The 15,431-nt window shown below is 40.2% G+C and carries 17 protein-coding genes and 2 pseudogenes; 8 read left to right on the forward strand and 11 right to left on the reverse strand.

Translation table 11 applies throughout. The features are described 5' to 3' along the window. From SLS51_RS12080 to SLS51_RS12115, 8 genes are all read left to right on the forward strand, one after another. Positions 1-1,239, forward strand: coding sequence for an NADH:ubiquinone reductase (Na(+)-transporting) subunit B (locus tag SLS51_RS12080; protein ID WP_323838630.1), 1,239 nt, complete (start codon positions 1-3; stop codon positions 1,237-1,239). Then, on the forward strand, positions 1,232-2,029 hold the full coding sequence (locus SLS51_RS12085; protein ID WP_323838632.1) for a Na(+)-translocating NADH-quinone reductase subunit C: 798 nt from the start codon (positions 1,232-1,234) through the stop codon (positions 2,027-2,029). Before SLS51_RS12080 ends, SLS51_RS12085 begins: the two co-directional genes overlap by 8 nt. Beyond that, positions 2,022-2,651, forward strand: coding sequence for an NADH:ubiquinone reductase (Na(+)-transporting) subunit D (locus SLS51_RS12090; RefSeq protein WP_011145526.1), 630 nt, complete (start codon positions 2,022-2,024; stop codon positions 2,649-2,651). The genes SLS51_RS12085 and SLS51_RS12090 overlap by 8 nt, the downstream gene beginning before the upstream one ends. A gap of 8 nt (positions 2,652-2,659) precedes the next feature. After that, positions 2,660-3,256: an NADH:ubiquinone reductase (Na(+)-transporting) subunit E gene (gene nqrE, locus SLS51_RS12095; RefSeq protein WP_011145527.1), complete on the forward strand. Its 597-nt coding sequence runs from the start codon at positions 2,660-2,662 to the stop codon at positions 3,254-3,256. A 15-nt stretch (positions 3,257-3,271) separates the two neighbouring features. Continuing rightward, positions 3,272-4,498: an NADH:ubiquinone reductase (Na(+)-transporting) subunit F gene (nqrF, locus tag SLS51_RS12100; RefSeq protein ID WP_323838638.1), complete on the forward strand. Its 1,227-nt coding sequence runs from the start codon at positions 3,272-3,274 to the stop codon at positions 4,496-4,498. An 87-nt stretch (positions 4,499-4,585) separates the two neighbouring features. Continuing rightward, on the forward strand, positions 4,586-5,614 hold the full coding sequence (locus SLS51_RS12105) for an FAD:protein FMN transferase (RefSeq protein ID WP_323838640.1): 1,029 nt from the start codon (positions 4,586-4,588) through the stop codon (positions 5,612-5,614). Positions 5,615-5,626: 12 nt separating this feature from the next. Continuing rightward, on the forward strand, positions 5,627-5,854 hold the full coding sequence (gene nqrM / locus SLS51_RS12110; protein ID WP_323838642.1) for a (Na+)-NQR maturation NqrM: 228 nt from the start codon (positions 5,627-5,629) through the stop codon (positions 5,852-5,854). Positions 5,855-6,425: 571 nt separating this feature from the next. After that, positions 6,426-6,704: an LCI fold-containing protein gene (locus SLS51_RS12115; RefSeq protein ID WP_214086752.1), complete on the forward strand. Its 279-nt coding sequence runs from the start codon at positions 6,426-6,428 to the stop codon at positions 6,702-6,704. Between the two features lie 258 nt (positions 6,705-6,962). Here SLS51_RS12115 and SLS51_RS12120 read toward each other — a convergent pair. The 11 genes and pseudogenes from SLS51_RS12120 to SLS51_RS12170 form a co-directional block, all read right to left on the reverse strand. Beyond that, a pseudogene (locus SLS51_RS12120) lies at positions 6,963-7,366 on the reverse strand (DUF1240 domain-containing protein). Between the two features lie 85 nt (positions 7,367-7,451). Then, entirely contained in the window at positions 7,452-8,309 is an 858-nt protein-coding gene (locus tag SLS51_RS12125) for a KilA-N domain-containing protein (RefSeq protein WP_323838646.1), read from the reverse strand. Positions 8,310-8,495: 186 nt separating this feature from the next. Further along, positions 8,496-8,902: pseudogene (locus SLS51_RS12130) on the reverse strand (DUF1240 domain-containing protein). Between the two features lie 37 nt (positions 8,903-8,939). After that, on the reverse strand, positions 8,940-9,341 hold the full coding sequence (locus SLS51_RS12135) for a DUF1240 domain-containing protein (RefSeq protein ID WP_323838648.1): 402 nt from the start codon (positions 9,339-9,341) through the stop codon (positions 8,940-8,942). Next, complete coding sequence (locus SLS51_RS12140; RefSeq protein WP_323838650.1) at positions 9,331-9,765, reverse strand: hypothetical protein; 435 nt, start codon at positions 9,763-9,765, stop codon at positions 9,331-9,333. Before SLS51_RS12140 ends, SLS51_RS12135 begins: the two co-directional genes overlap by 11 nt. Before the next feature lie 50 nt (positions 9,766-9,815). After that, a complete protein-coding gene (locus SLS51_RS12145) occupies positions 9,816-10,325 on the reverse strand; it encodes a hypothetical protein (protein WP_439126877.1) in 510 nt (169 codons plus the stop codon). Positions 10,326-10,976: 651 nt separating this feature from the next. Next, positions 10,977-11,714: a class I SAM-dependent DNA methyltransferase gene (locus SLS51_RS12150; RefSeq protein WP_323838652.1), complete on the reverse strand. Its 738-nt coding sequence runs from the start codon at positions 11,712-11,714 to the stop codon at positions 10,977-10,979. A 473-nt stretch (positions 11,715-12,187) separates the two neighbouring features. Further along, complete coding sequence (locus tag SLS51_RS12155; RefSeq protein WP_323838655.1) at positions 12,188-13,525, reverse strand: MSMEG_0569 family flavin-dependent oxidoreductase; 1,338 nt, start codon at positions 13,523-13,525, stop codon at positions 12,188-12,190. 12 nt (positions 13,526-13,537) lie between these two features. Next, positions 13,538-13,828 (reverse strand): MSMEG_0570 family nitrogen starvation response protein, encoded by a 291-nt coding sequence (locus tag SLS51_RS12160; protein ID WP_323838657.1) that lies wholly within the window; start codon positions 13,826-13,828, stop codon positions 13,538-13,540. Continuing rightward, complete coding sequence (locus SLS51_RS12165) at positions 13,816-14,871, reverse strand: sll0787 family AIR synthase-like protein (protein WP_323838659.1); 1,056 nt, start codon at positions 14,869-14,871, stop codon at positions 13,816-13,818. Before SLS51_RS12165 ends, SLS51_RS12160 begins: the two co-directional genes overlap by 13 nt. After that, positions 14,868-15,431 carry an MSMEG_0567/Sll0786 family nitrogen starvation N-acetyltransferase gene (locus tag SLS51_RS12170; RefSeq protein WP_323838661.1) on the reverse strand — a complete coding sequence of 188 codons (564 nt, stop codon included), beginning with the start codon at positions 15,429-15,431 and terminating at the stop codon, positions 14,868-14,870. Before SLS51_RS12170 ends, SLS51_RS12165 begins: the two co-directional genes overlap by 4 nt.

A 15,431-nucleotide genomic window follows, 5' to 3' on the forward strand; every position in this document is an offset into this window, starting at 1 on the left:
ATGGGCCTGAAAAACTATTTTGAAAAAATTGAGCACCACTTTGAGCCCGGGGGCAAATTAGAAAAATATTATCCGTTGTATGAAGCGGTAACGACGATTTTCTATACACCAGGTACCGTAACTTCTGGCGGTGCTCATGTCCGTGATGCTATCGATCTAAAGCGTATGATGATCATGGTATGGCTGGCCGTATTCCCGGCAATGTTCTGGGGAATGTATAACGTTGGTCAGCAGGCGATCCCTGCGTTGTATCATTTATACAGTGGTGCGGAATTACAACAACATCTGGCATCTGACTGGCACTATGGTGTTGCTCAGTTTTTGGGGGCATCACTGACACTGGATGCGAGTTGGGGCAGTAAAATGTTGCTTGGTGCAACTTACTTTTTGCCTGTTTACATCGTTGTATTTGTGGTTGGTGGCTTCTGGGAAGTGCTGTTTGCCCTTATCCGTAAGCATGAAATTAACGAAGGATTTTTCGTTACTTCTATTTTATTTGCGTTGATTGTTCCACCAACGATTCCTCTGTGGCAGGCGGCGCTGGGTATTACATTCGGTGTTGTCATTGCGAAAGAAGTATTCGGTGGTACAGGTCGTAACTTCCTGAACCCGGCACTGGCTGGCCGTGCTTTTCTATTCTTTGCTTACCCTGCACAGATTTCAGGTGATTTGGTATGGACTGCGGCTGATGGTTTCTCTGGTGCGACCCCGTTATCTCAATGGGCGGCTGGTGGTAGTCAGGGATTAGTGAATACCGTTACCGGTCAGCCTGTTACTTGGATGGATGCTTTCATTGGTAATATTCCTGGCTCTATCGGTGAAGTATCTACGCTGATGATTTTCATCGGTGGTGCAGTTATCCTGTTTACCCGCATTGCTTCATGGCGCATTGTCGCCGGGGTGATGTTGGGTATGGTTGCAACTTCCTACCTATTTAATGCTATCGGTTCAGAGACTAACCTGTTGTTTGCTATGCCGTGGTATTGGCATATGGTTCTGGGTGGTTTTGCTTTTGGTATGATTTTTATGGCGACCGATCCAGTGTCTGCTTCATTTACCGACAAAGGTAAATGGTGGTACGGCGTTCTGATTGGTGTAATGTGCGTTCTGATCAGGGTTGTTAACCCGGCATACCCGGAAGGTATGATGCTGGCGATTCTGTTCGCAAACCTGTTTGCGCCATTGTTTGATTATCTGGTAGTGCAGGCCAATATTAAGCGGAGAAAAGCCCGTGGCTAATGATAAACCAAAAAATAATGACAGCATCGGCAGAACATTTATCGTTGTTTTTGTGCTATGTCTCGTTTGCTCAATTGTGGTAGCAGGTTCTGCGGTAGGGCTGAAATCTCAGCAACAGGAACAAAAATTGCTGGATAAACAGCGTAATATCCTCGATGTTGCGGGGTTACTCAACCCACAGATGAGTGCCGATGAGGTTAAAGAAGCGTTCAAAAGCCGCATTAAAACTGAGTTATTGAATCTGGAGACGGCAACGCTTGAAAGCAGTCAGGGCAAGTTTAACCTGAACGATGCGTTGCGCAGTGATGATACCAGTATTGCATTACCACCTGAAAAGGATCTGGCGAAAATTCGCCGTCGCGCCAATATGGCCGAGGTCTATCTGGTGAAGAATGAACAGGGTAAAACTCGCGAAATCGTTCTGCCTGTTTATGGTTCTGGCCTGTGGTCTGTCATGTATGCTTTTATCTCCGTTGATGTGGATGGCAAAACGGCTCGTGGCATCACTTATTATTCACATGGCGAAACGCCGGGGTTAGGGGGTGAAGTGGATAACCCACAATGGCGTAAAAAGTGGATAGGTAAAAAACTGTATAACGATGAAGGCAATCCGGCGATCAAAATTGTTCGTGGCGGGGCTGCTGCCGATGACCCTTATGGTGTTGATGGCTTGTCTGGTGCGACTCTCACCTCTGCCGGTGTCCAGAACATGTTTAATTTCTGGTTAGGGGATAACGGTTTTGGTCCGTTCCTGAAAAAAGTACGCGAAGGAGCGTTGAAAGATGGCTGATAGTAAAGAAATAAAACGAGTCCTTCTTGGGCCACTTTTGGATAATAACCCGATTGCATTGCAGGTTCTGGGGATTTGCTCAGCACTGGCGGTAACAACCAAGTTGGAAACGGCGTTGGTAATGACAATAGCGGTAACATTGGTGACTGCCTTTTCCAGCTTTTTTATCTCGTTGATTCGTCATTACATCCCTGGCAGTGTGCGAATTATTGTCCAGATGGCTATTATTGCATCATTGGTTATCGTGGTAGATCAGATTTTACAGGCTTATGCTTATGAAATTTCCAAGCAATTGTCTGTATTTGTTGGTCTTATCATTACTAACTGTATCGTGATGGGACGTGCGGAAGCCTATGCGATGAAGTCTCCACCCATTGAAAGCTTTATGGATGGTATCGGTAATGGTTTAGGTTACGGTGTTATTCTGGTACTGGTTGGTTTCCTGCGTGAGTTGTTTGGTTCCGGCAAACTGTTTGGGATTACCGTGATGGAATCGGTACAGAATGGTGGTTGGTATCAACCTAATGGTTTGTTCCTGTTAGCCCCTAGCGCGTTTTTCATTATTGGTATGCTGATTTGGGGTCTGAGGACGTTGAAACCGGCGCAGGTTGAGAAGGAGTAACTGACAACATGGAACATTTTATAAGCCTGTTTGTCCGCGCTGTCTTTATTGAGAATATGGCGTTGGCTTTCTTCCTCGGTATGTGCACCTTTTTGGCCGTATCGAAAAATGTCACAACAGCGTTTGGTCTGGGTATTGCTGTCACGGTGGTTTTAGGAATCTCTGTTCCTGCTAATAACCTGGTGTATAACTTGGTATTGCGTGACGGTGCATTGGTTGAAGGGGTTGATCTCAGCTTCCTGAACTTTATTACATTTATTGGCGTGATTGCTGCATTAGTGCAGATTCTTGAAATGATCCTTGATCGTTATTTCCCTTCACTCTATAACGCGCTCGGCATTTTTTTACCACTAATTACCGTTAACTGTGCGATTTTTGGTGGTGTCTCTTTCATGGCGCAGCGTGACTATAACTTTTCTGAATCCATCGTGTATGGTTTTGGCTCAGGTATAGGTTGGATGTTGGCAATTGTTCTGCTGGCTTCTATTCGTGAAAAAATGAAATATGCTGATGTTCCGGCGGGTCTGAAAGGATTGGGGATCACCTTTGTCACTACGGGTTTGATGGCATTGGGTTTTATGTCCTTCTCTGGTGTGCAGTTATAAAGGCGAGAAGCATTCATGGATATAATAATTTTAGGCGTAGTGATGTTTACCCTAATTGTGTTAGTACTGACGGCGCTGATTTTATTCGCAAAATCAAAGTTAGTTAACACTGGGAATATTAGGGTTGAAATTAATGGTGATCCGGAAAAGAGCTTTACCGCTCCTGCCGGTGATAAATTGTTAAATATGTTGTCAAGCCAGGGGATTTTTGTCTCTTCTGCTTGTGGTGGTGGTGGCTCTTGTGGTCAGTGCCGGGTAAAGATTAAAGATGGTGGTGGTGACATTCTGCCAACAGAGCTTTCTCACATTAGTAAGCGAGAAGCAAAAGAGGGGTGTCGTCTGGCTTGTCAGGTCAATGTAAAACAGAACCTGAAAATTAAGTTACCGGAAGAGATATTCGGTGTTAAGAAATGGGAATGTGAAGTTATCTCCAACGATAACAAAGCAACTTTCATTAAAGAGCTAAAATTGAAGATCCCTGATGGGGAAGTTGTACCTTTCCGCGCAGGTGGCTATATTCAGATTGAAGCTCAGCCACATATTGCTCGTTACGAGGATTATGATGTGCCGAAAGAATACCGTGAGGACTGGGATAAATTTAATTTGTTCCGTTTTGTCTCTGAGGTGAAAGAGCCAACAGTTCGTGCTTACTCAATGGCAAACTACCCAGAAGAACACGGAATTATCATGCTTAACGTTCGTATTGCGACGCCGCCACCAAAAAATTCGGAAGCGCCTCCGGGAATTATGTCTTCTTATATTTGGTCACTGAAATCCGGTGATAAAGTGACTATTTCGGGTCCGTTCGGTGAATTTTTCGCAAAAGATACTGATGCGGAAATGATCTTCATCGGTGGTGGTGCAGGTATGGCACCAATGCGTTCTCATATCTTTGATCAGCTTAATCGATTGAATTCCAAACGTAAGATTAGCTTCTGGTATGGTGCTCGTTCTAAACGTGAAATGTTCTATACAGAGGATTTCGATCAGCTAGCGGCTGAAAATGAAAACTTTACCTGGAACGTAGCCCTATCAGATGCACTGCCTGAAGACAACTGGGATGGTTACACCGGTTTTATCCATAATGTTCTGTATGAGAATTATTTGAGGGATCATCCGGCTCCTGAAGATTGTGAGTTTTACATGTGTGGGCCTCCGGTTATGAATGCCGCGGTGATCAAAATGTTGAAAGATCTCGGTGTTGAGGATGAAAACATCATGTTAGATGATTTTGGCGGCTGATCGTCCATAAATAGTTTGATTTTAATGACCGGCACCCCAGCGCCCACAAATTTGTGGGCGCTAACAATTCGGAAAGAGTAATTAACTGTGCGTAAAAAGATAAGTAGCTGGATAGCGTTAATATTTGCAGTATTGCTGCTGGCGGCATGCGATGGTCTGGAGCAGAAAAATATTCATGGGCAAACAATGGGGACTTACTATTCCATTAAATTTGTCACGGGTTCGTCGGCGCCTTCGCCAGAAGCTCTGCAAAAAGAGATTGATCGCTTGCTGGAGGAGGTTAACGGTCAGATGTCGACATATCGCCCTGATTCTGAATTAAGTCGTTTTAATCGAAGTCGTGAAATTAATCAGCCATTCCCGGTATCAGCCGCGACAGCTAAAGTGGTTAAAGAAGCGATCTACATTAATAAATTGACCGATGGCGCGTTGGATGTGACGGTTGGCCCATTGGTTAATTTATGGGGGTTTGGTCCTGAGGGACGCGTGACGAAAGCGCCTTCTGCAAGTGAACTGGAAAAACGCCGAGAATGGACTGGGATTGATAAACTGGTAGTAGAAGGTAATAACCTGATTAAAACCGTTCCAGAGCTGTATATCGATTTATCATCTATCGCTAAAGGTTATGGCGTGGATGTTGTTGCTGAATATCTGGAATCGCAGAATATCAAAGACTATATGGTTGATATTGGCGGTGAAGTCCGCACATCAGGCCATAATGGTAAAGATCTGCTGTGGCGAATTGCGATTGAAAAGCCATCTGACACTGGCATGGCACAAAATGCTCAGGAAGTGATAATGCCTGGGAATATGTCGATAGCGACTTCTGGTGATTACCGTAATTACTTTGAACAAAATGGCGTGCGCTATTCACATACCATTGATCCAAAAACGGGGAACCCTATTTCTCATAACTTAGTTTCTATTACGGTGATTGCTCCAGCTTGTATGAGTGCTGATGGGCTTTCTACTGGATTGAATGTTTTAGGGCCGGAAAAAGGAATGGAAGTTGCGGAAAATTTGAATATCCCGGTTTTTATGATTATAAAAACGAAGAAAGGTTTTGAAGAGCGTTACAGTAAAGCCTTTGAGCCATACCTACAGAAAAATCAATGAGGAGGGAAAGAAGTGCTGAAAGTATTTGTTGCAGCCTTCGTCTTTTTCCTGCTGGCTTTTGCGGGAATGTCGTTGGGCTATATGATTAAACGTAAGAGCATACAAGGGAGCTGTGGCGGTTTAAGCAGTATTGGTGTGGAGAAAGTATGTGATTGCCCGGAACCTTGTGATGCTCGTAAGAGACGTATAGCTCGTGAGGCTGCGCGGCAGGTTCAATTAGAGAAACATCGGATTATCTGAGTTTAACAAATCGGCGGAATTCTTCTTCCCGAATGCTAATTGAGAGCAAAGCGAACTTTTGGAGATTTCACGGAGTTTGAGATAAAGCAAATAAAAAGTAGAGATGCCAGTTTGACAAAAGCCCCTTCACATTAAGTGGTTTACTGTGAAGGGGGTTTTTCTAATACACATTCCGTTAATATAATCACTAAAGGTTTTAAGGTAAAGTGTACTTATTAGTCTAATCCTCCAAATTCAGGTTATTTAATTGCACCTTTTGAAAACTATTTAATCGACAGAAGACCCTTTACATTGTGCGAGGTGTTATTTTTTTAATAAGAAATTAAACTTCCAATTTAAAATGAAAAATATAAACAGCTTTTAAAATTGTAATATAGGTTAATGATGATTTAATATGTATTATTACATATGATTTTATATTTCTTATCAAATAATTTTCTATCCAATATTACCAAGATTAAAATAAATATTTTTATAACTTCATAATTTTGACAAGCTTTATAAAAGCGATACACTTAAGGTGAAATTTATAAAGTATACAAGTTATAAAACTATTAAAGGAGAAAATTTTATGTTTAAGAAATTATTAGCTATTGGGGTATTAGCGACAGGTATTACATTAACTGGAGGAATTGGGGTTGCATCGGCAAGCGTATATATTCCTTGGGACAATTGTTATAGTTCGGGTATATCCCATAACAATGGCCTATATACTCAATATATTGCTAAAGATAATGGCAATTTCCCTAATATATATGATTGGGCTGGAGTTAGATGGTATCTTAAAGGTTATAAATATTTAGATTATTGTGGAAAATATATCGCTTTATATGAAGGTAGAGGGTTATAGAATTTTACCTAAAAACCTCAATAATCTGAGCCAAATATTATAAAAATTTGGCTCATTATAAATAACGTTTCGTAATTATGCTACACATAGCCTTCTTCAATCCATTGTTATATATAGAATTATGAGTGGTATAAGATGTAGCACTATTTTGGAATCTTATTTATTATGTTCGATACTTCTCCCTGCGAGGGAGTTAGTTTATTGCGAAAAATATATGTCAAAGTTTCCCCAGTTATGAAGAAATTAAATACAATAATATTAATCACATAGCTTAATATCGTTTACATAGGTATTCGGTGACATCCAGGATATTCTTTCACATACCAGATAATTTTTACTTTGTAATCTATATAGAAAGATAAGGAGAAACTTAAAAAAATGAAATAATAGCTAATAAACCTAAAACAGTTAATAAAACTATCGTGATATTTTTTACAGCGGCCAGTTATATTAAAGAAAATAATAAAAATCATAAAATACGAAAGCAGAGGAAAAGAAAAGAATATTATAAAAACAGGGCCTGAGTATATTATTTTATCTTCCATTTTAATTAAAGAGATTAAATTTTCTCCTGCCAAAAAGAAAGTACATAACGATAAAATAAAAATAACAAGAGTACAGATTATTGGAGTAGGTCCAACAGTCGTGTCACCAACTGCCACTTAGTGAATATGGATCAGAATTGTGTTCACACCTATTTTCAGACTCAACGGGCAGTTGCCCGTTTTCTTTCAGGTTTCAATCTCGTTACTGTGTCGATGAGGGATCAGGTAATTGTTGTGAACCCTTTCCCAACTGTTTGACATCTGACAGACCAACTAGAGAGCGCATCTGAGTAATGGCGATCGTATTCAACTGACCCAGACGTTCCGGTGCGGGTAGTTCCTGATGAATGAGAACTGCATTGATGCTCTCCAGATTGGACAACACAACCAGTTGCTCAAGTGTTGCATGGTCACGCATGTTACCACCGGGTTGACTGCCGTTGTTTTGTCGCCATTGAGCCGCTGTCTGACCGAATAAAGCTACGTTGAGCAAATCAGCTTCGCTGGCATAAATAATGGCAGTTTGCGTTTTGGTCAGTTGCGGAGGGATCAGTCTTTCTTTGATGGCATCCGTGTGAATGCGGTAATTTACCTTGGCTAGGGTGCGTTGGAAATTCCATTCTAATGAGTTAACCCGGGCTTCTTCTTCCTTGAGCCGCTGGAACTCACGGATCAGGTACAGCTTGAATTCCGCACTCAGCCAGGAACCAAACTCGAAAGCGATATCGCGGTGGGCATAAGTGCCGCCACCCCGGCCTGATTTGGCGTACAGGCCAATGGCACCGGTAGCATCGATCCATTTTTTGGGCGATAGTGAAAAGCTGTTCAAACCCGCTTGGCTTTTAAACCTCTCGAATTCGACAGGTTTAAAATTGGCTGGGTTGTAGAGCTGCTCCCATATTCCCAGAAACTCGATAGTATTGCGGTTACGCAGCCAGTTATAGAGGATACTCTCGTCCCCAAAGCTCCTGACCATATCGGTCAATGAGATGTAGTCCTGATCATGACGGGTGGTAATGGTCACAATAGAGCCATGCACAGTGATGTTGCGGTTCTTCATTCAGTTGCCCCAAGGTAGTCGGTAAACAAGTGTTTTACGACACGGGCAAAAATGGTCTGGATGTCCCGTGTGTACATCGCCTAAAAACATGCGGAAAGCTCTGTCGTTATGGTATAGCATACGGAAATTCAACACGAGGGGTTTTTCATAATTACCCCAGTTATGAAGAAATTAAACTCAATAATATTAATCACATAGCTTAATATCTTTTACATAGGTATTAGGTGATGCCAAAGATATTCTTTCACATACTAAATAATTCTCACTTTTTAATTTATAATCTACATAAAAAGATAGGGGAAAACTTAAAAAGAATGAAACAATGGCAATCACCCCAAAACAGTTAATAAAATTATCGTGATGTTTTGGCCAGCGATTTTTTATATTAAGGAAAATAACAGAAACTATAAAGTATGAAAGGAAAGGAAAGGAAAGGAAAAAAATAGCATAAAAACAGGACCTGAGAATGTTATTTTCTCTTCCATTTTAATTAAGGAAATTAGATTTTCCCCAGTCAAAAATAAACCTGATAGTGCTAAAATAAAAATAGCAAAAGCGCCGATGATATGCATAATCTTTTTTTTATTTATCATAACCCCTCCAGTTATAAAGAAATTAAACGCAATAATATTAATCACATAGCTTAATGTTTTTCACATAGGTATTAGGCGACCTCCAGGATATTTTTTCACATATTAAATAATTTTCACTTTTTAATTTATAATCCACATAAAAAGATAGGGGAAAACTTAAAAAGAATGAAACAATGGCAATCACCCCAAAACAGTTAATAAAACTATCGTGATGTTTTGGCCAGCGATTTTTTATATTAAGGAAAATAACAGAAACTATAAAGTATGAAAGGAAAGGAAAAGCAAAAAATAGCATAAAAACAGGGCCTGAGAATATTATTTTATCTTCCATTTTAACTAATGAAATTAAATTTTCTCCGCTAGAAAAAAAAGTAAATAACGTTAGAATAATAAAAGAAAAAGCTCCTATAATATGCAAAAGCTTTTTTTTATTTACCATAATTCCCCCAGTTATGAAGAAATTGATTGAAATTAGCTTCTGGTGTTTTTGGTTTTCTTTCTAATTCTTTTTTGATCAAATTAATTATAGTTTCACTAATTTTAAAATTTTTATCTATAGAATCAAGTATAGATGTCGTTGCAATACCAATAGCAAGCATAATACCAGCCACAACAATTACGCTAGCACCAGTAGCAAATGCAGTTGCTGCAAAAGTTCCAATAACCCAAGAAGCAAAAGCCGCTACTGCTGCTTTAGCCATATCTACTGAAATATTTCCTAAGAAATCAGCCAGTGTGTATTCATCCTTAAAGATGTATGCAACCGCTCGATAAGCTGAGGAAAATAGTATATTGAATTTAATTCCTTTAACTATGCTACTATTTACTCCCTGTTGCCCTATCCCCATAGATATACCCGTCATCTTTCAAGTTGCCTCTTTGTTGGCTGCACTCGCTCACCCCGGTCACATAGTTACCTATGCTCCCGGGGATTCACTCCCTTGCCGTCGCGATGCATCTTGAAATCTATAGGGTGTATCATCTTCATGTTAGAAGCACTGTATCTTGAAGCATTGATGATTTTTCTAAGCCCCGCATGACCTGAGATTTTAATATATCTTTGCCCATTTTTACCAACATACTCTGTGGCTTTAATTCCTAATTTTTTAAATTCTCCTACTACATTTGCAAAGTCAAAAGCATCACGTATATTACCTGTATAGGGTGATATAGGATCGGTAATCGAAAACACTTTCTTTATAAATGGACTTTTTGGTTTTGGCGAATCAATATCCTCTAAAACATCTTTCGCTTCCTCTAAGGATAGCAGCGCAATATACGCTGTATTCTCGTTTAACTGTTTCTCAAGACCAATAGCATCAAAGGACTGGTATTGAGGTTTCAAATGATTAATCCCAGCATTACCTCTTAGAAAATCGCCCATATAGCCTTCCCAAGAGGGGCTGTATCTTTTATGTGTCATCGTGAAGTTTCCTTTAATATTCTTAAAATCAAAAGTCGTTACATCGGTATTTAATGGACGAAGTTTACGATTTGAGTATAACATCATTGTGTAAAAAAAAGCCACATCGATTATATAATAACTCAACCCCTTTACAGGCTTAGGCTTTTATCATGCTTAAAACTGAGTAACAGAGCAAAGCCTCACATCTAAATCTGATTTAACCTGACGAGACGAAAATGAATTTATAAGTATGAAAATGAAAAAATAAAATGCTTTAAATTATGTTTTCCCAATCCTTTCCGACAAATAAAACGATTAACTCGAACAGGTAAATAAAAGCCTCTGTGTTTTAGAAAGTAACCCCAGTATTAAAGCCATTCATCTACTTATTTATCCTTTTTTCGGAAATAGCTGATTTATTTTTAATTCTTTTTTAATGTTTAATAAATTTATATTAAACATAATTTACTATTTGTTTGAAAATCTCATTTTTGAATTAAATTAGCCTGTTTATATGAAAGTTTTAATCTCTTTATATTCACGTTTTTAAATGGTCAGGTTGGAGGTCTGGAAGCGTTGTCTGGCGGGACGAGGGAAATTCAAAAAAATCCCTCGATTTTCATCGGGGGATTTGTATAGGAAAGACAGTGGATCCAGGGGATTATCTGGTTAAAATTGACAAATAAGGGCTGTATCAAGGCAATTTCGTTGATAATCATCCCAAAAACCTAGGGGATATTCCTCAATATCGCTTTCTAACAGCATGGGTTTTTGCCATCTAAATTGTTTGAACCCCGCCTTTTGAATCGCTGTTTGATGCTGTTCACGACTCCAATGATACATAGTGAAAGGGCTGGGTGGTGTGGTAAGAAATTCAGCTCTCACGAAAGTTGTGTCTTTCACGGGCTCTTTACTCAGAATTTTTATACCATAATTCTCATAATTAATTTTTTCTAATTGACAATCAGGTTCAACGGTATATGCAATTAATTTACCAGAAGGCTTGAGATGAGCGGCAATGACACGGAACATAGTTTCAAGGTCTTCAATAGATTCTGCATGGCAGAATAACCAGGCTGCATTGACTATATCAAATTTGCCAAATGACTCCATTTTACAAACATTTCTTACGTGAAATTCGATATCGTCACCGTATTGTTGTGATTTGCTTTTCGCAATGGCTATCATGTTATCTGATATATCGACTCCAATGACTTTTGACGCGCCACGATTCTTGTATTCTCGACTAAAGAGACCATATCCACAGGCTAAATCTAACACTGATTTCCCGTGTATATCTCCTGCCAGATCGAAGATAGTTCTGATTTCTACTTTTATATGGGCAGCAGTATCTGAAAAGCTCTCGTAAAGATGTGCAATAGGGTCATATAAAGCGTTGTCTTTCATGTTTTTATCCTTAGCTAAAGGCCAAAGTACTTTATTTATTGAAGAGATGTATTATTTAGTATGAATCTAATAATTACTGCAAGGCTTTCTATTATTATATATTAATACGTTAGTGATGAATTAGATATGATTTTTTATATCGGTTAATTTTCGGATAAATATCAGGAGGTAAATATAAAATACTTATGATATTTTTTTGGAAACTATTATTCTTATAATAATGATGTCATATCATCAATTGTTGAAATGAGCGATATTCTCAGCGTTAAATAATAGAGAGATGCCAATAATCCGTCATTGTGCCTTATCCTTTAATGTATTCGCACCATCATGTCTTTCCTTTGAGCCCGGTTTTTTCAGTCTCAGGGTGAGACAGGCTCTTGATAAGGTTGTGGGTGAGTAGAACGGCTAGAGTGATCTGTCCGTTCTACTCACCCAAGAGAAACATCTTTTGTCAGGTGAAGTAAGAAGTTTCACATTTGAGATATTCTTTTATCTTTGATTTTAGATTTAGCACCTTTAATTAGAGTAGGTGGCATATGTATATTTTGCTGATTTATTTGTTGCTTAATATGTTGCACCACATAGGCGGCATCCTGATCGATCCCCAGAAAACGTCCAGAGCCCCATGTATATAACCACGGCAAACCAATAAATGTGACATCTGGATCGATGGTAATACCACGGTCATGTTTTGGATAACCATTGGCTTGAAAAATATCTAAATCAAGCCATGAATAATCTGGTTTAAAACCAATACACCAAATCACGGAAGTAATATTTTCTTTTGCTAAATCAATGTGTGTGATTTCCTGTTCAGGCTGCCAAACCGGTTGATACACCGATGCGGGTTCGTCGGTTGCAATATTGTTTTTCTCTAAATACTCATCAATCGAGGCATTAATGCGATTATAAGTGGTGTCGGCAAGGTCCAGGTTTTCTGATAAATTTGGCTTAAACCAGAATTGACCCTCTTTAAAGTCATCAAAATGTCCGAACAGTTGCATACCTTCTAAGGCAAATTTCCGCAGGTCAATATCACGCCCGCCGTCACGCCCTGTGACATAGTGGTTGGTACTGTTACGTACTTTTTCACTATAACGATGATGTTTGACAGTCGTTTCGTAATACCCCATATCAAACAGCCACTTTACTACATCTTTGCCGCGATAGAAGCGAGCACAACGTGGGGCATTGCCTGTCGATAAGTAGACTTTTTTGCCTGCCAGATGTAAATCTTCGGCAATCTGTGCACCGGATTGTCCTGACCCGACCACCAACACCGCACCTTTAGGCAGTTGCTCTACATTTAAATATTCTTCCGAATGCATCACTTTCACATTTTTAGGCAAGGTATCGCTTAATTTTGGATAAATCGGTGTGTGATACCCGCCTGCTGCAACGACAAGCTGTTTGGCTGTGGTTGTACCGTGATTGGTTTCAATGACAAACTCATGCGCTGCCACTTTTTTCACATGTTCTACCTGAATATTTAAAATGACTGGAGGATTAGTTTTTTCAATAAATTCGTCAAGATATGCCACAATTTCAGGCTTTGTCATAAAGCCGTCAGGGTCGTTCCCCTGATAAGGATGTTCAGGCAATAGACACTGCCAGTTTGGTGTCACTAAGGTAAAATTATCCCAACGTTTATGGCGCCAGCTATGGGTTAACTCGGATTCTTTTTCCAATACTACATGGTCAATACCTGATTTTTGCAAATAGTGACTGATACATAAACCAGCTTGACCGCCACCAATAATCACCACATCATAATTTGGCTGTAACATTTGATTTTGGATACTTAACATGGAATATCCCTCTCATTGATTCTTCATTTCAATAATTTCAATTTGATCTTCTGGATTTAACCCGAAGAATTTGGCTTGGCGTTTGATTATCGCCAGATTGTCCACGGCTGAACTACAGAAAAAGCCATAACGTGCCCGTACCCTTTCCGATGCGGCATGCAGACCATTTTCAACCTGATGCAAGAACTGCATACTTGGGTAACGCTGACCAATGGACAGATATTCATAAATCACTGTTGAGGGTGAGTAATATTGAATCAGCTCTCCATTAGGCCATTTCACAGTAAAATTCACATTGGGCATAACATCGACTCCTGCTGACTTTTAGGCTTAATCTGTACGGATTGAGCCTGTAACTTTTTTAACGCATCGGCATAACAAAAACCGGTAAATACTTGGCGGTTGAAATCCCAAAATATGCTGTGCCGCTGTTGCTGTTGCACGGCAACCACGCCACTGACATTGGTTTCACCAATCACCGCGCAGGCAATGCCCTGACGATGAAACAGCTCGATAATCTCTTCACATTCATTTGTATCGGCAGTCAGTAAAAAACCAAAACTGGGGAAGATTTGTAGCCATGTAAACCAGTCCACATTCCTGGGTTTAGGAATAGCATCTAAGTTGATATGTGCCCCCGATGCCGTCGCTTCGAGCAGCATCAATAAACTGCCTAAAATGCCGGCATTGCTAATATCACGGGCGGCATGAGCCAGATTTGCCTCCGCTAATTGCGGCAACAAGGCAATTTGTGACTGTAAAATGCGGTCAGACACTCGTTCAAAGCATTTCCAATAAGTGGTATTGGGGTGGAATTGCCCTTTCAGATTTAAAGCAATCAGAATTTTTTGTTGTGGTTTGACATGCAACACCGAGAGCAGTTTTTGCGCTATGCCTTGAATCGCAACGGATAAAGTGGGCTGATAGACTACGCCAATATTGGTGTGCCCACCGACCAATAGCACACCATAAGCACGACAAGCATCCTGCATACCTTGCATTAACAACTGGGCATGTTCGCTACTGGTATGCCAAAAGCTGTTCACCACTGACAATGCCCGACCACCCATTGCGGCAATATCACTAATATTCGCCATGACTGCCGACCATCCTGCAAAATAAGGATGATTGGTCACAAAGCTTGGTAACATGCCTTCACAGGCGTGCAATACATATTGACCATTTAGCGACACTGCCGCCGTGTCATCTCCGGGATAGGCATATAAGCTATCCAATGAATCCACATGGCAAGTTGTGTTCATTGAAACATTGTGAGCAATCGCCTGCTTGGATTGCATAGCAGGTGTATGTTTTAACATTTCGAGTAATTGATTGAGTTTCATCATTGCGCCTCCTTTTGCATATAGGCTTGCATCGGGACATGCGGTAATGGATAGTTTTCAATCTGTGCTTGCATCAGCACATGTGGAATGTTGGCAATGGTCAACTGACGCAAACTATCCCAACACAGCCTTTGGAAGTAGTGTTCATTTTGACTTTGCACGGTGGCTAAAAAAGTACGGCATCCCAAGTGCTTGGCGGTCGATACCGCAGTATTGATTAACGCTTTACCAATAATATGGCGACGTCGATATAAAGGTTCTACACATAAACGCCCGCCATACCACGTCTGTTTGCCATCAGGGAAAATCCGTACTGCGCCAATCACTCGGTCATGCTCACCAAACATTTTCTCAATGGCAACAATGCCTAATGCTTTAACATCGTATTCGTCACGATCTTCTTGCAAGATTTTCTGTTCATCGCGAAAGGTCATTTCACGCAAACGATAATATTGGCGACGCTCCCAATCTTCCGACACAATTTTGATGGCTATGTCATCGCTAACAAATTGTTTCAGCCCTTCATTTGGCTCAAGCAGCCAAGGATAGTGAGAAAGTTCCAT

Origin of the sequence: Photorhabdus africana (genome assembly GCF_035181445.1) — a bacterium.
GTDB classification, from domain to species: domain Bacteria; phylum Pseudomonadota; class Gammaproteobacteria; order Enterobacterales; family Enterobacteriaceae; genus Photorhabdus; species Photorhabdus laumondii.